Source organism: Streptomyces sp. PsTaAH-137 (assembly GCF_003259365.1).
Classification (GTDB): Bacteria; Actinomycetota; Actinomycetes; order Streptomycetales; family Streptomycetaceae; genus Streptomyces.
In genome coordinates, this window is record NZ_QLLY01000003.1 from 17107 (window position 1) to 37750 (window position 20644).

Below are 20644 nucleotides of genomic sequence, written 5' to 3' on the forward strand. Positions count from 1 at the left end.
CGAAGAACTCAGCGCACTCCTCGCCGCTCATGGACGACAGGGCAGCGGGCTTCAAGGACTACCAAGGCTCACAGGGCTTCAACCTGTGCCTGCTCTCCCGGTGCTCCATCGGATCGGAGAACCACACGTCCGGCGGAATAGGGCTCGTACAGGGAGGAAACCTGTGCCTGTTGGCTTCATGCGAGTTGCGGCCGTGAGAGCTCGTCACAGGATCTCGCTGAACGGTCCTGGTCGGGCGTGACTGTCACGAGCGGGTAGCTCTCGGAGATGTGACGACCCAGCCGGTGATCGCGGACGATGACTCGTGGAAGCCGTTCGCGCCGTAGTGCCACTCTGGCCCCGGTCGGCCGCTGGGGCCGCCGCCCTGAGGACGACCGGCTGCGCCGGCAGGCGTTCTGGACGTCCTGCAACAAGCCTCGCCTGGCAACTCCTCCCCCTGGCGTTGGGTTCGGCTCCAGGGGGAGACCTGCTTGCAGCGACAACGAGAAGCGCACGTAGATGGGGATCGCTCGCTTCAACTACACCCATCCAATGCCGTGTGGTTCACCCCTTGCCTGCGTGACAGCTGCCTTCTCCCAAAGGCCCGCTTCCTGCGTCACCTCGGGGAGTTGGGCTTCCGAAGGGCGAGCCCCTATGACTTTGGGCAGGGGAAGGGGAGATGCGTCGAGTCGGTGAGCCAGGCAGCCTGGCGCGGTGGCCGAACTGTCGCGGATGACGTGACGTGCTTCTTCATCCCGGACTTAGAGGTCGTTGCCGGACCTGCATGTCCCGGATGCCTCGGTGGAGCACTGGCAGGCCGTCCTCGACAGAGAAGGGCTGGAAATGTCACTACCCTGAAAGGAGGAGGTGCTTCCGGCCCCCCCCGGTCGGAGGCCGCGCTGTCACAATCTTCCGTTTCCACGCTGACGTCGACGTCGACCTGCGGGAGGCGCAAGGCCAGAAGCGACTGAATGTGTTCTGCAGGTTCCTCGGGAGATCGGGCGGCGGCAGGGCAAGCCCGTGCTGATGGACACGGCGGGCGACTCGGCGCCACCGCGCTGGGCCGAACCGCCTTCGGCATCACCCTCGTCGACGACGGCATCGCCATGATCGGAACACTCACCCTCGCCGGACTCCCCCGGTACGCACCGCGCATCTGCCTGTACGCACCAAACCGACAGCCGATGAGAGCGACAAGCACAAGGCGCTCAAGAAGCGGATCGCGCGTGCCGCACACCATCACGGCCTCTCCGCGCAGATCGAAGCCCGCAGCACGGACGGCAAGATACGCAACGACGTCTTAGTATCAGGCAGCGCAGGCCATATCGGCTGGGAGGCCCAATACTCCCCGATCACCGCATCGACCGTTCGACGGCGTTCAACCGCCGCTGCAGACCGAGGGATCATGCCCTTATGGGTGACCAACGATGACCGGGCGGCCCTGATCGACCGAGCGCCCTGGGTGCGCGTGGATGACCTGCCCTGGCGGGCCATCGCCTCCGACCGCGCGATGCTCGTACGCGGCGGGGTACGGCATTTACAGGACTGGGCCTGCACGCCGGCCGCCCCCAGACCCTGCCCGCTCAACGGCAGTTCGTGCGGTGGCCTGCACGTCGCCTGGTCCCTGCCGGCGCTCTGCCTGCCGCCCAAGCCCCACACCGGGGTCGACGCCCTCGTCGCAGCCAGCGCCGAGGGCGACTACGTGCCCATGAAGATCCCTGCCCAGCACAACCCCCGGGCCTCGACCCGGCTGTGGACCCCGGCAGCCGACCGGGACCGCTGGCGCAACATCATCGGCGAGGACGAGGCACTGCCCGACGCGGAACCACCGATGCAGGCGACTCTGACGTTCACCGAGGAAGATCTCGACTCGACCTGCCGCTACGGTGAGGACACCCGGGTCTTCGACGACCGGCGACCGCGCCGCGACCACGCTGACGCATCGGGCCTGCACACCTTCCCCGAGGTACCTCAGCGGATCTTCCGTATCCCCCGCCAACCTCAGCGCCTCAACGTCAGCCCCGAGCAGCGCGCCTAAGCATCCCAACGCTGCGGTTGTCGCATCTGGCAGATCGGTCCCTGTGCCGGCTGCGGCACACCGATTCACCGCTACGGCCCAGGGTCCGCGCATGCCTGCGCCGACTGTCGACGGCGTGCGCGCTAGACGACGGCGTAGGACGGCCACCTAGAACCACGGCGGGCAGCATCCCGGGACCATCCCGGCGGGCCAGGTCCTGGCCGCGCGAGTGCCGTCGCCACCGACCAGATCGCGGCGTCGTCTCTCAGCCGACCCAACGGTACGAGCAGCCGTCCGACCGCCCGCTGGCGCTCACCACGGACGCCACCGGATCCGCCTGCGTGAAGCGGCCCTGTTATCTGTGGCAAGGGGGGAAGCGGTGCCAACCGTCGTGCAACTGCCGGCCGGGAAGGCGTTGACCGTCCGCGCGGTGGCCGACGCCTTCCTCGGCTCGCTCCGCAACCCGAACACCGTCCGCAGCTACTCGACCGGGCTTGGCAAGACCGCCGAGTGAATCGGGGAGGCCCGCCCGCTGGTCGGTCGCGGACGACGAGATCGGCGAGGCCCTGGAACTGCTGTGGGGCACTGCGGCGGTCAACACCTGGAACGCCCGCCGGGCGACGGTCCTCTCGTGGCTGGGCTGGTGCACGGAGTACGGCTACGACAGTCCGTCCGTTCCGGCCTGGACGAAGCGCCTCGCGGTGCCGGACTCCGAGACCCCGGCCCGCTCGAAGATGGCCCTGGACCGGCTCATCGCCCGCCGCGATGCCCATGTGCGGGAGAAGACGCTGTGGCGAATGCTCTACGAGACCGCAGGGCGGTCCGAGGAGATCCTCGGTGTGAACATCGAGGACCTGGATCTCGCCGCCCGCCGCTGCCCAGTGAAGGCTAAGGGTGCCCGGAGCAAGGCCCGCCGGCACGGGCAGGCCCGGGAGGACTTCGTGCTGGAGACGGTCTACTGGGACGCCGGCACCGCCCGGCTCCTGCCCCGGCTGCTGCGCGGCCGCACCCGGGGCCCGGTCTTCGTCACCCACCGCCGTCCCGGCCCGGGGAAGGTCGTCAGTCCGCGCGACGTGTGCCCGGATACCGGCATGGCCCGCCTCTCCTACGGCCAGGCCCGCGCACTGCTCGATGAGCACACGGCCGTGCGCGGGCCGGGAACCGGCTGGGACCTGCACGAGTACCGCCACTCCGCCCTCACCCACCTTGGTGAGCAGGGTTCTTCCCTGCTGATGCTCATGGCGAAATCAAGGCACAAGAAGCCGGAGAGCGCCCGCCGTTACTTCAAGCCGTCGCACGAGGCGATCTCGAAGCTGACCAGTCTCCTCGCGCCCGGTGACAACTACAGGTGACCGCCGGGGGTCAGGAAGTCAGGATGCGGACCTGTTCGTGAGAGCACTTCAGGGCACCGGCGATGCGGCGCAGGGGCCAGCCTTCTTCTCGGGCGGCGTGGATGGCTTCGCGCTGGGCGCATGCGTACAGGTCGGCGAAGGCTTCGTTCAGGGTGCCCAGGGCGTGCAGGCGGTCGGCCACCGGGGCCTGGGCGAGTTGGTCGCACAGGTCGTTGAGGTGACGGGCCTGCTCGTCGACGGCCGTGGTCCAGTCATTGGAATGGGACACGGGCGATGCCTTTCGTACGCGGCAGGGGCCGGGCGGTTCGGTCGTCCTTCAGCTTATGACGCGCTCGGACGCCGAAGGGACCCGTAGCGCGAGCAGGGCGGTGTCATCGGCGGCCCAGCCCTCGCCGTAGGCATCCAGAACATCGTTCAGGCGGGCAATGGTGGCTTCGGCGTCCAGGCCGTGGCACTGGGCGAGGACACGCGCCAGGGCCTCCTCGCCGAAGGGGACGGGCTTGGCACGGCCGGGGCGGTGTGGGGGGCGGGCGTCAGTGGCGCCGTCGGTGTAGAGCAGAAGGAGGTCGCCGGGGGCCAGCCGGAAGCGGACGTCGGTGAGACGGACCTCGCGGAACGTTCCGAGCATGCTGCCGTGACGGCCGAGTTCCTGGACGCGGCCGTCGGCACGGCGAATGAGGGCAGGGGGGTGTCCGGCCAGGCAGAGACGACCGGTGATGCCGCCGGCGGAGGGGCGGAAGGTGGCGTAGGCGGCGGTCAGGAAGCGTTCCCCGCCGCGCTGGTCGATCAACGCCTCGTTCAGCCAGTTGCACACGGCGGCCGGGGACAGGACGCGCGAGCCGGCGGCGCGCAGGGTGTAGCGGGCCAGGGTGGTCTCCTTGGCCGCGGCGATGCCCTTGCCGCACACGTCGCCGATGTACGCGCACCACCAGGGCCCCTTGGCGTGGTAGAGGTCGTAGAAGTCGCCGCCGACGCCCGCGTCGGCGACGGCGGGGCGGAAGGAGGCCGCGGCCTGGACGTGGTCGGGTGTGACGGCCAGTCGCGGGGGCCGGAAGCTGTCCTGGAAGCTCACGGCGAGCTCCCGGCTGGTCTCCAGCGCCGCGCGGCAGTCGGCCAGCGACTGGCGCAGATGCAGTTCGTTGCCCACAGCCCGAGCGAGGGTGGCCAGCGTCGTCGTCTCGGTCGCCGACCAGGTGCGCGCCTCGGTGTCGATCACGCAGACGCTGCCCAGCACCTCCCCGCCCGGCCCGAGGATCGGATGCCCGGCCCAGGCGCCGATCTTCATCGCCTCCACCGAGGGGTGGCGGCGGGTACGGGGGTCGCTGCGGGCATCATCGACGACGAAGGGCTCTCCCTCCAGGCCGACGACGTAGGAGCAGAAGCTCTCCCGCACACTGTTCTGCCGCTCCCGCACGCCTTCGGCCGGTACCCCCAGGCACGCCTTCCAGAACGAACGCTCGCCGTCGACGAAGGTGACGAAGGCGCGGGCGCAGCCGGTGACGCCGGCGGCGACCTGGGCCAGGTCGTCGAAGACGGCCTCCGGGTCGGTGTCCATCATCCCGGTGGCCCGCACCGCGGCCAGCCGGGCCGGGTCGCTGAGCGCGGCCGGGAGGCCGTCGTCGCGCAGACCACGCGGGTAGATCACGCCGCTGCTGTCGTCCATCAGGCCGTTTCCGCTCGTCTTCGGGACTGCTCCCGGACGGAGCAGCGAACAGCGTCAAATTTCTTGACGGCGGTCCAGAGTAGCGCCACCTCCCAAGGCGACAGGCCCGCCGGTGCGGTGAGGAACCTCACCGCCCGCCCGGCCATGGATCACATCTCGTCCGCGGCATGCCGGTCGCGCAGGGGCCGCAGCCCGCCAGGCAGGTCGGAGAGCTGGAAGGAATACCGGCCGAGCACGTTGATGTGGTGGCGTACGAACGGCGAGAGCCGGGCCACATCCTCGCCGAGGACGTCGAAGCCGTCGGCGCGCAGCTGGTTCACCGGTGCGGGCACCTCGACGACGACGCCCTGCTGTGGCTCGCTGCCACCCGCATCACGCTCGCGGTATGGCGCAACACACCCGCCGAGACCTGACATGCGGCTAAGAGTCCGCTCCACAGCGGCACCATAATGCGGATCAACACGGCAACCACCCGACTCGTGCGCTCGATGCTGTCGTTCGACCATGTCGACTGGATCGGTCTCGGTCTCGCGAACGTCGACCCGTCTCGGGTTCTACCGGCCGGGCAGTCTGTTCTCGAGCTCGGGCTGGCCTGCCACAATCCTGACGACCCGGCGCACGAGGATGATCCACGCGAGGAACTCGCGGAGATGGCACAGGACGCGATCGCCTGGAGGCGAGCGTACTGCCTTCGCGAGAAGACGTTCGGCCTGCGAACCCGTGTCGACGACCGGGAGAATGCGCGCTGGAACGTGCACGAGCTCGTAAGCCTAAGGGCTGTCCCGTAACTGTGGTTGCGGGACAGTCGTCAGGCGCTCGGTTTCCTCCACAGGTGCCGCTCGTCCAGGGTCCCGAATCGCACGTCTCCGCGTTCAAGGTCGACGAGGATGGGCCAGCAGTCCAACAGTTGCTCTCTCGCATCACGCGAGGCGAGGTACTGCACAGAGTTGTAGGGCACGATCAGGAGCCCGTTGCTCTCACGGACCCGCTCTGCATCGATGGCGAGAGGCGGCTCGTCATCGCGTTGGCTGTGCGCGAGAAACGCCACCGCGAGTTGCAGGGCCTCGCCCGGCTCCACCATCCGTCTCCAGTCCGTCGGCTCGGAGAAGGCACTCTAACCCGGCCTGGGATGATCTTGGTGTGGCTGGTGTGATCACGGCGTCAGAGCCGTCTTGGATACGTCCGTTCACCGGGCTGAGCCCGCGCTCCTTCGGCAAGTTGGTGACCGCGGTGCAGCGCGAGAGTGCCGCCGAATCACGGACGGGTCGTCCGTGGGGCCTGTCGCTTGAAGATCGTATTCTCCTGGTCGCGGCCTACTGGCGAACCAACTTGACCATGCGCCAACTGGCCCTGCTATTCGGGGTTTCGAAGTCGGCGGCCGACCGGATCATCGACCACATTGGCCCTCTGCTGGCCTTGCCGCCCCGAAGCCGGTTCGCGAAGGGCACTGTGTTGATCGTGGACGGGACGTTGGTGCCCACTCGAGACCATGCGGTGGCCGAGCAGTCGAAGAACTATCGGTACTCCACAAATCACCAAGTCGTCATCGATGCCGACACCCGCCGGGTCGTTGTGGTTGGTCGGCCGCTGCCCGGCAACCGGAACGACTGCAAGGCGTGGGAGGAATCGGGGGTCAAGGCAGCGGTCGGCCGGACGACCGTGATAGCTGATGGCGGCTATCCAGGGACCGGATTGATCATGCCTCACCGCCGCACCCAGGGTGAGGAACTGCCCGGCTGGAAGCGGGAGCATAACCGCTCACACAAGCAGGTTCGTGCCCGAGTGGAGCACGTCTTTGCCCGGATGAAGACCTGGACAATCCTCCGCGACTGCCGGCTTAAGGGCGACGGTGTCCACCATGCCGTGCGCGGCATCGCCCGACTGCACAATCTCAACCTTGCTGGATAGCGCCATGACCGAACTCAGGCAGGTCCCTCACCCTCGTCCGCCAGCGGCGTGCGGCGTGTGCCGCGGCCACTGCGCGCCCACCTGTTCCACCACAGCGGCCCGGAACGCTTCCAAAAGGACGTATCCGGGATACGTCCCAAACGCTCCGTACTTCCAGCGGTAGTAGCACGACCAGTAGCTCACCACGCGCCGCTCCGTGCGCGCGAAGAAGGCCGGATTCCGAGCGATGAACTCACCGTAGGCACGGCGCTGGGCCGAGCCCGGGTCAGCGAGCCCGGGTAGGCCCCGGCCGATCGCCTCGATGATCTCCAGCACGTACTCGCCGGCCAACTGCATTACAAACGGGACCACCCACGGCTTGCCCGACGCCACGATCCGCTCAAGGTGCCGCTGGCGAACCCGGCCATCGTGGTGCCGGGAGTACAGGCAGTGCAGAATCGCCTGCTGTGTCTCGGACAGTTGCCCATCCGAGCCGACGCCCGGTTCCTCGTTGTAGATGCGCGACGGGATGGCGACGGTCTCGCCCTGCACCTCAACCTCGAAGGGCATTACCGGCGCGAACCTAGCCTCCGGCATGACCCCTAGGACGCTGCGCACATCGTCGGCAAGACGGGTCGGAAACGCTGCCGTCAGCGCATGGGCGACGTTCGACGGGTCCCGGGGCAGCTGCACCACAGGAGGATATGCGGCGAACCTCTCGGTCACTCAACCGCCCGCCTCAGCGTTGCGGGACAGCCCTTAGGTTCGACGAGTGGCTCACGAACCGCCCGGCCGACATCGCGGACACCACAGAACTCCGTCGGCTGCTCCATGCCGGGCCCGACCTGCTGCCCGAGGAGGCCGCCGAATGGTGCGTGGATGGTGGCATCGGCTACGTCTGCGGGGACGACCACGCGAACGGCTGCTGGCGGTGCGGCATCCCGCTGGCAACGGAGCATTCCACGGGCGAGCGGCCCCGGCCGCCGACACCGTACCCGGCACTGGCCGAACTCGCGGGCCCTCACCCGTAGATGTCATCTGAACGAAGCACTGTCCTTCAGCCTGCCTGAATTCCCGTAACGGGAACGGGCATCGTGAGCGGGGCAGCGCAGGTGCACAACCGTGGGAGGGCCGCGTGCGCGGGGACCTGAACGAGCGGCAGCACGCCGTACTCTCCTGGGTGAGTCAAGGGTGCCCCTCCGGGTTTTGGCCGGACAGTACGTACAAGGTCAGCGCTCAGGCTCTGCAATGCCGAGGACTGATCAAAGTCAGCAAACGACGTGGGTGTTGGAACGCCGAGCTCACCGATAAGGGACGACAGTATCTCGCCGATACCGGTATCGGCCCACGGGACCACGACGCCGAAGCACCTGAGGCGCCGGAGGATCTGGCGACACGACGCCCCCAATCGACGCCGAAGACCCGCACGAACTACACCGACCAGCTCCTCGAAGAGCTGGCAGCCAACAACAACCACCTCGTCAAGGCAATCGGATCCGGCCCGCACGCAGTGAACTGGGCATCGCGGATCAGCGCCGCACGCCAGTCCGGCAAGATCCCGCACTCACAAGAGCTCCGCGGAAAGCAGACCTACTACGGCTACGAAATCAAGCTCGTCGACATCCCAGCCTGGCGGCTCACCGAACTCACCCCCATCAACGTGCCCGCGAGACTCACCCAGCCCCATCCAGTGGTCATGGCCCTCCAAAGGCGCCCCCAGGGCATGGGGCTGACCAAATCCGTACACAACCGAGCCCTGCGCCTCATCCAAGCCCTTGTCACCGACGCCGAATCAAAGGGCCACACGACCACGCTCGGCCCCACTCCGGACGCTCCCCCGCCACGCCACCGCCGGCAGGCGGCACCGCACTTCACCATCACCGCGCAAGACGAACCCGTCGACGTCCTCGTCCTTCAGGAAGACCACAGCAAACACATCCCCACCGACAAGGAACGCGCCGACGCCCAGAAGCACACATGGATGCGCATCCCCCGCTTCGACTACACCCCCGCCAACCGGCTGCGTTTCATCCTCCGGGGCGGCACCCCGCACCGCGGTAGCGAATGGGCCGACCTACCCAACCGCCCACTGGAAGACCAACTTGCCGAAGTCGTGCAGGAAGTCGACCTCCGCGGCGAAGCCGCGGAACAACGCCGGCACGCAGACGAGCAGGACCAGGAGGCGGCACGGCAGAACCGCGAAAACGCCCTGCACAAAGCGCATTCCGCATACACCCGCGCCTACCGCGTCGAACGCCTCGAAGAACAGACAGACGCCTGGCACGAAGCCAAGCGCCTGACCGAATTCGTCACAGCAATACGCAACCGCACCGCTTCCCTGTCACCTGGGCAGGAAAGGACCGAGATCGAAGAATGGCTCGCATTCGCAGACGCCCACCTTCAGCAGCTCACCAAGGCGACCTCGGCGCCGAAGCTGCTCTCGCCGCCAGCACCCAGCAACGCGGATCTTGAGCCGTATCTCGCTCCTCTGAGGCCCTCGCGAACCGAGGTCTCCCGCAGCCCCCGAAGACGGGAAGCCAGAGCCCCCCAGACCAGACCTGATGGGTCGTCAGAAAACCAAGAGCGATCCTGACGATCCATCAGTTCATGCGTCAAACGTGCGTCAAATATGCGTCGAACATGCGTCAAGATATCGCCCGTAACGCACACAACGCACATAACGCACACTGGCTAAAACAGCAGGTCAGCGGCCTTTTTCGGCAGGCTCAAGGATCGCGACGCACTCAACATGATGGGTCATCGGAAACACGTTGAGACGAAGGCGCCCCTCGCATCTCCAAGCACAACACCCAAAGGCCGCCGTACACGTAGAGTGACAGCAAGAGGCAAGCCCTGAGCACCGCCCCAACACCCAGAGCGCAACGCCCGCTGGGGAGAATCTGGGGAGAATCCAGCCCGCCGGGGAGCGCCTGGGGAGAATCGACTGCATAAGACCGCGCAACTGTGAAAGACCCAGAAAGACCCATCGGCCCAGTTCAGCGCACCTCATGAGCACGAACCCCCAGGTCAGCGGGACGCGGTAGAGGACTTCAAGAAGATCTCGTCGTGGGCGGCCATTCTGTTTGCACCCACGTTGGTGGGAACGATTTACGGGATGAACTTCGAGAACATGCCGGAGCTGGGCTGGAGCTTCGGATACCCCTTCGCGATCGGCTTGATGGGAGTGGTCTGCGCCGGTTTGTATGTGGTTTTCAAGCGACGGGACTGGCTCTGAGGCTCTCCTGGGAGCCCGTGCGGCGGCTACGCCGTGAACCAGGCCTGCAGCCAGGGCTCGTAGTGGGGGCTGTTCCGCTGGGCGAGGAGGCGATACAGCTTGGCCGCGGGGGATGTGGGGTCGATCGCCCGGGTGCCGTCGCGGTGGGGTGGGGGCAGCGCGCTGAGTACGCCGGCGTCCCAGTTGCGGCGGCGTAGGTAAGCGGCTGCGGCGTCGGGCCTCAGTTCGATCAGGGGCAGTCCGTAGCGGGGCGTCGTCGTGTTGACCGTGTCGGGTGAGGAGAAGAGGAAGTCCAACGGCTGCTGCACCATGCGTCGTTTGCGGTCGTCCATGTCCTCGAGGCGGAGGGTGGGCAGGCCTCCTTGGTCCAGGAACCCGATGGCGAGGGCGAGTTGGGCGATCTGTGGCCCGTCGGTCCGCTCGGTGATCTCGTCCAGCTGCAGGATCCGGTGGTAGTGCCAGGACAGAGAGTCGAGTTCGAGGATGCCCGGGTCGATGGGCTCACCGGCGTGGGGCAGATCGTGGGTGAATTCCTTGCGGCTGCCCAGGCCCGCGGCGAGCGCAAGATGGGCGGCGGCCTGTGTCCGGGCATGGATGAGTCGGGTCTGCACTCGCCATCGACTGGTGCTGATGCGCTTCTCTTTCCACCGCACGTCCTCGGAGGGCGGGGGCAGCGGGAAGGCGCCGTCCAGGCTTTCCAGGCGTTGCAGGGCAGCGTGGGCCCAGTAGCAGGCGTGGCGGGCCGGGACCCAGGCCGGCATCCGGGTGGGGCGGGGGCTCTTGAGGACGTCCTCGAGCCACTTCAGCCAGATGCCGGCAAGGCCGAGACAGTGCTGGTGGGCGGCCTCGGCGATCTCGAGCTGTGATCCTGCCCGGTCGTAGCTGCGCAGATCCGCCAGGCGGGTGACTCCGGTCATCGCGTAGTGCAGGGCGGTGTGTTGCTGTCCGCCCTGTTTGTTGGCGACCATCGCTCTGCCGCGGAAACGGTGGGTGGCGTAGCCCTGGTGCTGCTCCGTCCGGAAGGCCCTGATCATGCGGTGCAGTTCGTCCAGCTGTGCTTCGGCTTCGGGTATGGCACTGCTGATGCAGACCGCGTCCCACTCCACGTAGTGGTCGGCCAGGGCGAGTGCTTCGAGTTCCTCGCTGTCCAGGGTTCGGTCCGCGATCTCGGCTCGCTTGCGCAGATAGGAGTCGATGAAGGGGTACTTGTCCTCGGGTGAGGAGCGGCCTCGGATCAGCAGGGCCAGTTCGACGAGGTCGTCGGCATGGACGCGGTCGGTCTCGTGCAGAACGCGGTGGCTGCGGGCGGGCAGGGTCTGCGGGCGCAGCCGGGGCTGATCGTTGCGGTGGCGGGCGAGGAGTATCTGGGTGGCAGCCGCTACGGCTGGGGCGTAGCGGCGCAGCGGCAGGGCCATGTCGGCGGGGCCCACCATGGCCGCCACGGCGGTGCCGTCCTCGAGGAAGCGGGCCATGCTGTGCAGCACCGCGGCCTGGAGGAACTTCGGCGAATCGATGCTGGCGAACACCGCGCGGCTCAGCGCGGCGGCCGCGGCCTGGCGGAAGTGTTCTCCGCCCGCGCGGTAGGCGGAGGGGCGCTCGAGGTGGGGAACGCCGTGATGGCTGAGGAGCCACAAGCGGCCCGCGGGCGACCAGGTCGGCGTCAGCGTGTAGTGCAGGTAGCTGTGGGCGCGCAGCGCCGCGGTGTTCTGGTGTTTCCGCAGCGTGTGGGAGGTGGCGGTGGCGTCGCGCTGGACGGCGGCGGAGATGTCGTGCCGGGTCAGGTCGAGGTAGTGCTCGGCGTGCTCGGCCGCCGTCCGGCGCAGGAAGTCCCAGAGCAGCTCATCGCCCAACTCGGGCGCCCCGGGCATATGGGGGTCCAGGGCGGCACGTGCACGCTCCAGGGCGGCTCTGCGCAGCCGGAGCTCGGGCCAGGTGCCGAGGGGCCCGTAGGCGTACGCGCTGTCGGCGGGCAGGGCGGCAGCGCCCTGTGCGGTGCAGGCTTCTTCTTCGGGCAGGTGTCTGATCTCGTCGACGCACAACCGCCTGATCTCGTCGACCAGCGCGCCGCCGCAGGTCTGTTCCCAGTGGCGCACCGCGCTCTCCCCCACGGCGGGGTCCGCCCTCAGGCCGGCCCATTCCCGGGAGACCGGGTAGTGCTCGATACCTGCGGCGGCCCGCAACGCCGCGGCCACCGTGGCGGGGGCGGTGCGAAAAGGCGTGTCGTGCTGCGACTTGGCAGCCAGCGCGTCCAGCGCCTTGGACAGGAAGCGCTGCAGGGCGTATAGGGCATCGGCGCGCCAGCCCGCTGTGTCGAGGACGAAGACCGCCAGCGGACCGAGGCGCTGGAGGGCGGCCACGGTCATGCCGCGGCCTTCCATCAGGGCACTGTGGGCGGCCAGGGCCTGCCGGAACAACGAGGCGCAGTCGGACGGCTCAGGCACCTGCGGTCCTAATGGTGTCCCCCGGTCCACGGTTACTCCTCGGCGACTTGGATGAGGGCGGCTGCGGAGCGCAGCGCCGAGCGGGTCTCCTGCAGGTACCAGGCCGAGTCGAAGACACGGCGGCTGACACCGGGGGGCGTACCGACCGTCTCCAGCTCCACCTGGTGCGGCACTCCCAGTACACGGACGGCGTCCCAGTGCTGGTACGGGGCGTAGATGTGGGTGCTGATCAGCAGCAGACGGCCGCCGTCCAACCGGACGTCCTTGGCGAACTGCCGGTAGGTGTCGGCGCTGTTGGCGTTGCGCTGTGGATCGCTGCTGCGTGCGGCGTACACGCTCAGGGCCGGCTTGCCGTCGCGATGCGCGCTCAGCTGCGCCGCTTTCGGATCGTCGGCGGGGTCTCCTTCGAGGTCCGTGTTCCAGGGGCCGGCTGAGGGGAACTCGCGTTCCGCCAGCGCCTGCAGCATGCCGACCTCGGTGGTGGCCTCCGGCGCGAAGGCGGCCGCGTCGGCGCGCTCGGCCTCGTGCAGTTCGCGGAACGAGCCCAGCAAGCACACCCGTTCGGCGCCGAGGGTTCCGGCGGCCAGCAGTCCGGTGACGAATTCGGTGCGGCTACGGCAGCCGGTGGCCAGGCCACCGAGGATGAGCAGCCAGTCGTAGTGGCCACCGCGCGGCGGCTGCGGATCGACCAGGCCCAACTGGGCCGCGCATCCGAGGATGCGGTCGGCGAGTGCCTGGTCGCCGTCGGTCTGCACGATGTCCAGACGGCTGCCGCCTCCCCGCCGGTCCCAGACGTCGGAGAAGTCGACCAAGGCCGCCACCTGCTCGGCCAGGGAGTCCTTCTGGGGCCAGGTGCCGCCGGACAGCTCGACCAGTTGCCTGAGAGCGGGGTTGTCGATGAACTCGCGGACGCCTTTCAGCGGGTCATGCTCGGGGGTGAAGATCCAGCTCTGCATGGTGGAGGTCCTCCTTCTTGCGGGGCCGGGCGGCGGGCCGGGCGGCCCGCGCGCGTCACCACCGGCTCAGAATGCCTGTCGTGGCGTCAACCGCACTGCGCGCGGGCGAAGTTACGGGTTTTTCGCACTCGCTGCGAGAATCCCGCAATCTGTCCCTTCTTCTCCGCGTGAGCGCCGCCGGCACCGCAGAGTCGGTAGCTGTCAGGCCACTGTGGCCCGGACACCAAGTGACTCCCGAGGAGAACGCCATGCGTCCCGCCCGCCCCGACGACGGAAACGACCCCGACAACTGCAACATCCACGACAACCGCAAGGGCATCACCGTCCGCCTGCTCATCCTGCTGACCCTGGCCGTTGCCCTGCGGCAGGCAGGCTGGGAGTGGGAGCAGGTACGAATCCTGTACGAACTGCTGGCGGCCGCCGTGGTCATGGCCGGCGCACCGCAGGGCTCGTGAGGGCATCACGCCCCCTGCTTCCGCGGTCGGAGGCAGGGGGCACGCCCATCTCTGCGCCACAGGCGCCGGTGCGGGCACACTGCTCACGACGCGTACCGTCGGGCCCGCTCGACGAGGGCATCAGGCAGCCGGTCGCGCAGCGTCAGGGCCTGGGCGGCGCATCCCACCAGGACCGAGTCCACGGTCACCGTCCCCGTCGGATGGTCGATGACGATCCGGTCGGGATCGTGGCCGGGCAAGGCCTCCAGGGCCAGGGCATACAGGTCGGCCAGGATGTCGGCGGGCGGATCGTCCATCCGCATGTCCTGATGGTCGGCCAGGCCCGCGGTCGGCTGAATGTTCAGCATCCAGTACAGGGAGAACAGCACCACGTGGACGACGAGGTCGTCATCGCCCTGACGGTGAGCCTGCCGGCCCACCGCACGCAGCCACCGCCAGGGCCGGTCGATCCCGCTGTCCCCGGTTCTCATCTGCGCCAGCACCGCTTCCTGCATGGTCGGCGCTCCCGCCGCCTGCGCGATGGCCAGCGCGCCCTGGCGGACACCCCGGTCATCCACCGCCGCCAGGAAACGCGGCAGCAATGCGGCGGCCGCTTGCAGATCCTTCTCCCCCACGCTCACCGGCCGGGGCTCGACGACCGGCTCGGGCTTCTTCCTGTTGAACAGCGCCACGGCGCACCCCCACTCACCAGGACCCGCCCCCCGGCGCGTCCTCCCCAAGTCCACCGCCGCAGCCCATCCGTTGAAAGTTGCAGCAGTGGGGGTCCTCACTGTCCCCGCGCCCATGCCCTTTCGTCAATAACATGACCATAAAAGGTCACTTCTTCTCTCATCAGCTCCTAATAAAGTTCATTTCGACGTAGGGAATCCACGTACAGACGGCCGAGATGTTCACTGAGCAACAGGACAACACCGGCGTCGCACAGGGCAGAAGCGCACCTTCGCCCACACGAAAGCTGGAAGATCCTCCGCGACTGCCGTCTCGAAGGTACTGGCGCACATCACGCCATGCTCGGCATTGCACGCCTGCACAACCTCGTCGTCGCCGGATCTCGGTATGCCGTTGTTGTCCGCTAAAGATGCGTGCATCCAGAAACTTCCTGAATCCCCCACACCGAAAGCCAAGCAGCCGTCAAGCTACTGGCCCTTACAAGGAACAGGATCACCTCCTTCTGATCAAATCACGGACAAGGCAGGCAAATCGCCAGTTTGCGCTTGACGGGCCATCAGTCCGAAGCACATAGTTTCTTCACCGCGAACTCGCAGGCTGTTCGTGGTTTCGGCGCTTCAGCGGGTGCCGAAAAGGGTCGCAAGGGGGCGAACCGGAGCATTTTGCACGTCGCCTGCTCGGGGGCCGAAATGGGGACGCAAAGCCCGTGAAACACTTATGGGTGTGCCTGGTTACATATGCGGTACTTGTCGCGGGTCTGCTAGTTCTTGAATTCGACGCCTATGGGAATGCGTCGAATTCAAGCCGGCCGGGAATTGCCGCCCTGCACGGCGGCTACTGGTACGAGGACTCCGGCTGGGCCACTTGGCCGCGCTACTTCGCCGACCGGGGATACGCCGTCTTGTCCATCGGCTATCGGCTGAATTCCGACGCCGCCTGGCCCATTCCGAGGGCCGACGCCATCCCCGGCATGCCGGAAAAGACGCTCGCGAGGATCGAGGCCCACCTCTGACCTCGCGGAGTGCAAGACCGCCACACCGGCGGCCAATCCAACCCAGCAGGTGCCGTCACGCCAGGCGGCTCGACGGGGTGGCGCCCGCACCGGCCACCACCCCAGGCAGGAAACCCGTATGTCCCCCCGCATCCATCATCTCGCCGACCGTCTGATGCCCGGGCGCGCCCGCGCCCGCGAGGAACAGGCCGCACAAGCCAAAGCCGCGCAGGCCGCCGAAGCGGCCCGAAGACACCAGCAGAAGATCGCGGATCGGCGACACGCCCTGCTGGAGTCGGACACCTCGGTGCGCACGGTCCTCTTCGAGGGCCGCACCTATTACGGGCGTACCGTCGACCGGTTCACCGCATCCGGCGCCAGCGCCCACAACCTCGTCCTCATCGCCGATGCCCTGGAGCAGGCCGGAATCGCATACTTTCTCGTCCCCGGCCGCTCCCGCACCCGCCACGTGGTCGCCGTGCGCCGCGCCGACCGCAAGAAGCTCCTCGACACCCTGCGGGCCGCCTACGGGACCAGCCCGCTGTACGCGCTCAAGCCCACCAGCCAGGCCCTACCGGACGATGCGGTTCTGTACGCCGATGGCTCCCTGCCCACCACGCTCAAGCGGCAGGACATCATCCGCTTCGGCGAAATCCTGCTCGGCCCACACGGGCAGGTGCTCGCCGACCTCACCTACGGCTGCGACGTCGAATTCTGGCAGGACGGCCAGCAGTTGCTGGACGACGACCGCGGCGCCACTCGCATCGAGGCCCTGCGCACCCAGGCACCGCCCGCGGTGCTCGCCGACGCTCTGGTCGCACCACGCCCCAACGCGGTCACCGACGTACTGCCCTCGGTCACTCGCACCACGGCCGTCCGCACCATCGAGCGCCGCGACTACCCGACATACGAGAGCTTCACCCAGCCCCGCATCGACACCGCCGACTTCCCCATCGACCTCGTCTACACCTGGGTCGACGGCTCCGACTCCGACCTCACAGCCCGACGTGAGTCCTTCCGCACCGGTCCCGATGCCCCCCGCATCCACGCGCGCGAGACCGGCGCATCCCGCTACACCAGCCGGGACGAGCTCAAGTACTCCCTGCGCTCGGTGGAGATGTACGCCCCATTCATTCGGAACATCTACCTGGTCACCGACGGCCAGAGGCCCGTCTGGCTCGCCCCGAACGCACCCGGCATCCAGGTCATCGACCACAAGGACATCTTCGCCGATACGACCGCGCTTCCCGTCTTCAACTCCCACGCCATCGAAACCCAGTTGCACCACATACCGGGCCTCTCGGACCGATACCTCTACCTCAACGACGACGTCTTCTTCACCCGCCCGGCCACCGCCGGACAGTTCTTCCACGGCAACGGCATCGCCAAGCTCCCCTTCTCTCCCTTCCAGCTCGGCGTCGACGCCCCTCACCCCGATGAACCCGCACCGAACTCGGCGGGAAAGAACGTCCGCGAACTGATGCAGAAGACCCACGACCGCTTCACCGTCTCCAAGTTCAAGCACGCCCCCCATCCTCAACTTCGCAGCGTACTGACCGAGTTGGAAGAACTCTTCACAGAGGATGTGCAGCGGACAAGCCAGTCCCGGTTCCGCGCCACGACGGACATCGCCATGGCAACCTCGTTGCACCACCACCACGCCTACCTCACCGGCCGCGCTGTGCCCGGCACGTTCAAACTGCGCTACGTCGATGTAGGCAAGCCGGGCCTGGCTGCGGCTCTCGACGAGTTCCAGCCGGGGCACCCACTCGATTTTCTGTGCCTCAACGACGTCAACACCGCCGCCCCTGAGCTGGAGCGCGTGGCGGGCACCCTGCGCGACTTCTTGGAGAGTCAGTTCCCATTCGCCAGCCGCTGGGAAACGCCCAACATGCAGGGCTCCCAGCCAATTCCAAGCTGACGTGTCCGAGGGCGTGTTCAACCGGATGGTGACCAGGCGGCCCGCCACACCAACCAGGGTGAACAGGCCGGTACCGCCAGGTCCTCTACCTGGCTGTCTCTGAGTACCCCTCACCGCTCGATCAACACAGCAACACCCCTGTCTTGTCACCGTCAACAGCCCAGCAGAAGGCCCATCCATGAAGCGAACACTCACGTTGATCACCGCGCTTGCCGTCACCGCGCTGTCGCCGACTACGGCGCACGCGGCAGTCAAGCAGGCCAAGTCCCCAATCAGCTGCGAGTCGCGGACGTTCACCTCAAAACCGGGCCCGAGCTTCAGCGATCCGGAGGACGCCAATGCCCAGATGAACGTCATGGGTCCCATCATCGAATCGATCAACAGCGCCGGTTGCGGCCAGACCATACGCGTCGCCATGTACTCGATAGGAAGCACGAACCCGGGCCCGGAATTCGCAGGCGCCCTGATCGCCGCACACCAGCGTGGCGTCATCGTCAAGGCCCTGATGGACTCCCACAGCGACAACGCGACCTGGCAGTCGATGGTCAACGAGCTGGGCAACGACCCACAAGCCGAAAGCTTCGCCGCGCTGTGCCCGGGCGGCTGCCTGACCCACTTCTCCGGCTCCGCCCTGCACGCGAAGTACTACATGCTCAGTGGCGGCAGCGACGCCAACAGAACGGTGACCGTCAGCAGCGCCAACCCCACCTCCGCCCAGGCCAACACCGCGTGGAACAGTGCCGCCACCGTCAAGGGGAACGTCGACCTGTACAACTCCTATCTCCGCTACTTCACAGCCATGTCCAAGGGAGCACTCAACGGCCCGGGCCCGCTGGTGCCCGACTACTACAACTCCGACAGCGGTGTGGCGGCTCGAAAGCTGTACCCAGCCTCCTATCAGTGGCCCAAGGCGCGCGACAGAAGCGACACCTGGGTCGACTTCCTGAACAACGTCAAAGCGCCGGCCACGATCAACATCGCCATGTTCCAGTGGACCTCTCACGGCGAACCGGGCGACCGGAACTATCTGGAGCTGCCGAAAAAGCTGGTCAGCCTGGCAGGAACTGGCGTAAAGATCCACATACTCTTCACCGCCGGCATGGTTGATGACAGCGTGCAGGACTACCTGAAGGACCGGCCGAATATCGAGATACACGACACCACTCGCGGCACCGACGCGAACGGCAACGCCCTGCATTACACGCACGACAAGTACATGCTGGTCAGCGGCGGTTACGCGAGTGCGTCCGACACCAGAATCGTGTTCGTCGGCTCCTCGAACTGGACGAGCAACGGCATCTGGCACAACGACGAGTCGGACCTGCAATTCATCGGCCAGTCCGACTACGACGCGTTCATGACGGACTGGCAGAGTCAGTTCAACCGCTGCTGTGGAACCACGGCGCGGCAGCTGGGTGCCGAGAAGCGCGCCGAGAGTACGGCACGCGAGATTCCCATCGATCCTCGGCAGGCCCAGGAGTAGACAATTCCGCCCACACACCCGCTGGGCAGCTGACGAAGTCCAGTGAACGGTGCGAAGTCTGATCGGCGCCGCCGGCGTGCTCTGCGAGTCGCCCGACTGTCCTGTCGGGAACGCCGGTCCCCACGCTGGGATCTGACATCGAAGAGGTCGAGGCCCCCACCCCTGCGTGGGGGCCTCGGTCTTTGGGTTGTCCAGGAGCAGCAGGCCGGGGACTGCTGCTCCGTCGTCGAGGTCAGCCAGGGCCGGATGCCGTCGTAGAACATTCGCTCGGCGAACAAGGCGCAGCGCTCGACGGAAGTGAGCGCAATGGTGGCAAGTGCGGTAGACGCTTGGCCACTGACCAACGGCCCTGACGCCTCGCGCTCTGCGGCTCCGCATCCCCCAAGGGACCGCCTGTGGGGAGAATCCGGGGAGAGCGCACTACGTAACCGCAGATGAAGCCGAAACCCCCTGAAAGATCGGTTCAGGCAGCCCAGGGAGCGGCGCGACTGGCTCTGAGCGGCCGCCCGGGGAGGCGCGGCGGTGGTGGCGCAGGTCACACCATGCGATCCCGTTCGGCCGGGCAGGCGATCCGGAGCTCGCCTGGGACACCCAGGGAGAACGATCGCACCAACCCCCTGGGAGGTACTCATGTCGTCGAAGCGACGTCGTAAGAAGAAGGCCCGCCGCAAGAACGGCGCGAACCACGGCAGCCGTCCGCAGTCCTGACGGCGGTCACGGACGAGGCGGGGCGGCACTCAGGTGCCGCCCCGCTTCAGGGCGTCTGCCACTTCTGTGCCGAGTTGCCCGAGCACCAGGCGATCTGGAGCGGGGTGCCGTCCGCGGTGGCGGCGTTGGCCACGTCCAGGCATTTGTCGGCGGCGACGTTGACGACGTCGGCGTTGGGCGAGATGCGCCACTGGCGGACCTGGGACTTGTCGCAGCCGACCATGGTCAGGCGGGCGCCGTCCTTGGTCGAGTTGGCCACCGTCGACAGGCACGTGCCCTGGTTGCGCAGGGTGCCGTCGGAGGCGAAGAACCAGACCTGGTCGGCGCCGCCGTCGCAGGAGCGCAGTTGCAGGCCCTGGGACGCGCGCTGGACGCATTTGCCGGCGAGGCCCTTGACCGGGCCGCGGGGGCCGGTCAGTTTCTGCGGTTCCGCGGCCTTCTTGGCGGTGTCCGGCGAGGAGTCGGAGCTCTTCTTCTCCGCACCGCCCGAACCCGTGGTCGGCTTGGTCACGGTCGCGGGGGCACCCTCGTGCACGGTGACGGTGGGCGTCGGCTTCTCCGCGTGCTCTTTCTTGCTCTTCGATCCGGCCGTCGCGCTCTGCGATCCGTCGGGGGACGGCGCCGAGCCGGGACTCTCCGCAGCGGAGGCCGACGGCGAGGCGGGCAGCTCCGCCCGCGGGGGGTCCGACTCCGAGGAGAGGCCGTGGGCGAGGGCGGTGCCGCCGAGGACCGCGCCGGTGACGGCGGCGACCGATCCCACCGTCACGAAGACGCGGCGGCCGGGCATCAGCCCGATGCGGACGCGGGACGGCTTGCGGGTGTAGGCCTCGGAGAAGCGGGGCGGTGGCACGGGACCTCCGGCGGTGGCTGGGATCGGGGGCGGGGGT

General features: G+C 67.6%; 18 protein-coding genes and 4 pseudogenes. 13 read left to right on the top strand and 9 right to left on the bottom strand.

Going from position 1 to position 20644, the window contains the following annotated elements; all coding sequences use genetic code 11:
* The first annotated feature begins 671 nt into the window (after positions 1–671).
* From K377_RS42165 to K377_RS06570, 3 genes and pseudogenes are all read left to right on the top strand, one after another.
* Positions 672–1089: pseudogene (locus K377_RS42165) on the top strand (hypothetical protein).
* A gap of 307 nt (positions 1090–1396) precedes the next feature.
* Complete coding sequence (locus K377_RS06565; protein ID WP_111662227.1) at positions 1397–2017, top strand: hypothetical protein; 621 nt, start codon at positions 1397–1399, stop codon at positions 2015–2017.
* Positions 2018–2375: 358 nt separating this feature from the next.
* A pseudogene (locus K377_RS06570) lies at positions 2376–3348 on the top strand (tyrosine-type recombinase/integrase).
* A gap of 10 nt (positions 3349–3358) precedes the next feature.
* On the opposite strand, the gene K377_RS06575 reads toward K377_RS06570, so the two are convergent.
* The 3 genes from K377_RS06575 to K377_RS42170 all read right to left on the bottom strand — a co-directional run bounded on the left by K377_RS06575 (position 3359) and on the right by K377_RS42170 (position 5427).
* Positions 3359–3616: a helix-turn-helix domain-containing protein gene (locus tag K377_RS06575; protein ID WP_146614696.1), complete on the bottom strand. Its 258-nt coding sequence runs from the start codon at positions 3614–3616 to the stop codon at positions 3359–3361.
* Between the two features lie 48 nt (positions 3617–3664).
* Positions 3665–5011 (bottom strand): PP2C family protein-serine/threonine phosphatase, encoded by a 1347-nt coding sequence (locus tag K377_RS06580; protein ID WP_111662229.1) that lies wholly within the window; start codon positions 5009–5011, stop codon positions 3665–3667.
* Between the two features lie 149 nt (positions 5012–5160).
* Positions 5161–5427: a Tn3 family transposase gene (locus K377_RS42170; protein WP_202455705.1), complete on the bottom strand. Its 267-nt coding sequence runs from the start codon at positions 5425–5427 to the stop codon at positions 5161–5163.
* Between the two features lie 33 nt (positions 5428–5460).
* Here K377_RS42170 and K377_RS06585 point away from each other — a divergent pair, with 33 nt between their 5' ends.
* Positions 5461–5799 carry a hypothetical protein gene (locus K377_RS06585; protein ID WP_237551811.1) on the top strand — a complete coding sequence of 113 codons (339 nt, stop codon included), beginning with the start codon at positions 5461–5463 and terminating at the stop codon, positions 5797–5799.
* A 20-nt stretch (positions 5800–5819) separates the two neighbouring features.
* Here K377_RS06585 and K377_RS06590 read toward each other — a convergent pair whose 3' ends face one another.
* A complete protein-coding gene (locus tag K377_RS06590; protein WP_111662230.1) occupies positions 5820–6092 on the bottom strand; it encodes a YrhB domain-containing protein in 273 nt (90 codons plus the stop codon).
* 59 nt (positions 6093–6151) lie between these two features.
* Here K377_RS06590 and K377_RS06595 point away from each other — a divergent pair, with 59 nt between their 5' ends.
* Positions 6152–6919: a transposase gene (locus K377_RS06595; RefSeq protein ID WP_111662231.1), complete on the top strand. Its 768-nt coding sequence runs from the start codon at positions 6152–6154 to the stop codon at positions 6917–6919.
* A 27-nt stretch (positions 6920–6946) separates the two neighbouring features.
* On the opposite strand, the gene K377_RS06600 is transcribed toward K377_RS06595, so the two are convergent.
* Positions 6947–7591, bottom strand: coding sequence for a hypothetical protein (locus K377_RS06600; protein WP_111662647.1), 645 nt, complete (start codon positions 7589–7591; stop codon positions 6947–6949).
* Positions 7592–7662: 71 nt separating this feature from the next.
* Here K377_RS06600 and K377_RS42690 point away from each other — a divergent pair.
* The 3 genes and pseudogenes from K377_RS42690 to K377_RS06630 form a co-directional block, all read left to right on the top strand.
* Positions 7663–7854 (top strand): annotated as a pseudogene (locus tag K377_RS42690) (hypothetical protein); the annotation flags it as partial.
* Between the two features lie 179 nt (positions 7855–8033).
* Complete coding sequence (locus K377_RS41570) at positions 8034–9491, top strand: hypothetical protein (protein ID WP_181512497.1); 1458 nt, start codon at positions 8034–8036, stop codon at positions 9489–9491.
* Positions 9492–9941: 450 nt separating this feature from the next.
* Positions 9942–10133, top strand: a pseudogene (locus K377_RS06630) (CorA family divalent cation transporter); the annotation flags it as partial.
* A 26-nt stretch (positions 10134–10159) separates the two neighbouring features.
* On the opposite strand, the gene K377_RS41575 reads toward K377_RS06630, so the two are convergent.
* Together K377_RS41575 and K377_RS06640 are read right to left on the bottom strand one after the other, a co-directional pair.
* On the bottom strand, positions 10160–12574 hold the full coding sequence (locus K377_RS41575; RefSeq protein WP_161195139.1) for a hypothetical protein: 2415 nt from the start codon (positions 12572–12574) through the stop codon (positions 10160–10162).
* A gap of 32 nt (positions 12575–12606) precedes the next feature.
* Entirely contained in the window at positions 12607–13530 is a 924-nt protein-coding gene (locus tag K377_RS06640) for a hypothetical protein (RefSeq protein ID WP_111662235.1), read from the bottom strand.
* Positions 13531–13778: 248 nt separating this feature from the next.
* Here K377_RS06640 and K377_RS06645 point away from each other — a divergent pair, with 248 nt between their 5' ends.
* Positions 13779–13985, top strand: a complete 207-nt coding sequence (locus K377_RS06645; protein ID WP_111662236.1) for a hypothetical protein — start codon at positions 13779–13781, stop codon at positions 13983–13985.
* An 83-nt stretch (positions 13986–14068) separates the two neighbouring features.
* On the opposite strand, the gene K377_RS06650 is transcribed toward K377_RS06645, so the two are convergent.
* The gene (locus tag K377_RS06650; RefSeq protein ID WP_111662237.1) at positions 14069–14656 is read right to left on the bottom strand and encodes a hypothetical protein; all 588 of its coding nucleotides are present in this window, start codon (positions 14654–14656) and stop codon (positions 14069–14071) included.
* Between the two features lie 704 nt (positions 14657–15360).
* Here K377_RS06650 and K377_RS06655 point away from each other — a divergent pair.
* From K377_RS06655 to K377_RS42820, 4 genes are all read left to right on the top strand, one after another.
* A complete protein-coding gene (locus K377_RS06655) occupies positions 15361–15666 on the top strand; it encodes a hypothetical protein (protein ID WP_146614699.1) in 306 nt (101 codons plus the stop codon).
* A 118-nt stretch (positions 15667–15784) separates the two neighbouring features.
* On the top strand, positions 15785–17566 hold the full coding sequence (locus K377_RS06660; protein WP_111662239.1) for a stealth family protein: 1782 nt from the start codon (positions 15785–15787) through the stop codon (positions 17564–17566).
* Between the two features lie 178 nt (positions 17567–17744).
* Complete coding sequence (locus K377_RS06665; RefSeq protein ID WP_111662240.1) at positions 17745–19049, top strand: phosphatidylserine/phosphatidylglycerophosphate/cardiolipin synthase family protein; 1305 nt, start codon at positions 17745–17747, stop codon at positions 19047–19049.
* Between the two features lie 630 nt (positions 19050–19679).
* Complete coding sequence (locus K377_RS42820; protein WP_370443954.1) at positions 19680–19757, top strand: 50S ribosomal protein bL37; 78 nt, start codon at positions 19680–19682, stop codon at positions 19755–19757.
* Positions 19758–19803: 46 nt separating this feature from the next.
* Here K377_RS42820 and K377_RS06675 read toward each other — a convergent pair whose 3' ends face one another.
* Positions 19804–20607: an RICIN domain-containing protein gene (locus tag K377_RS06675; RefSeq protein WP_111662242.1), complete on the bottom strand. Its 804-nt coding sequence runs from the start codon at positions 20605–20607 to the stop codon at positions 19804–19806.
* Between the last annotated feature and the right edge of the window lie 37 nt (positions 20608–20644).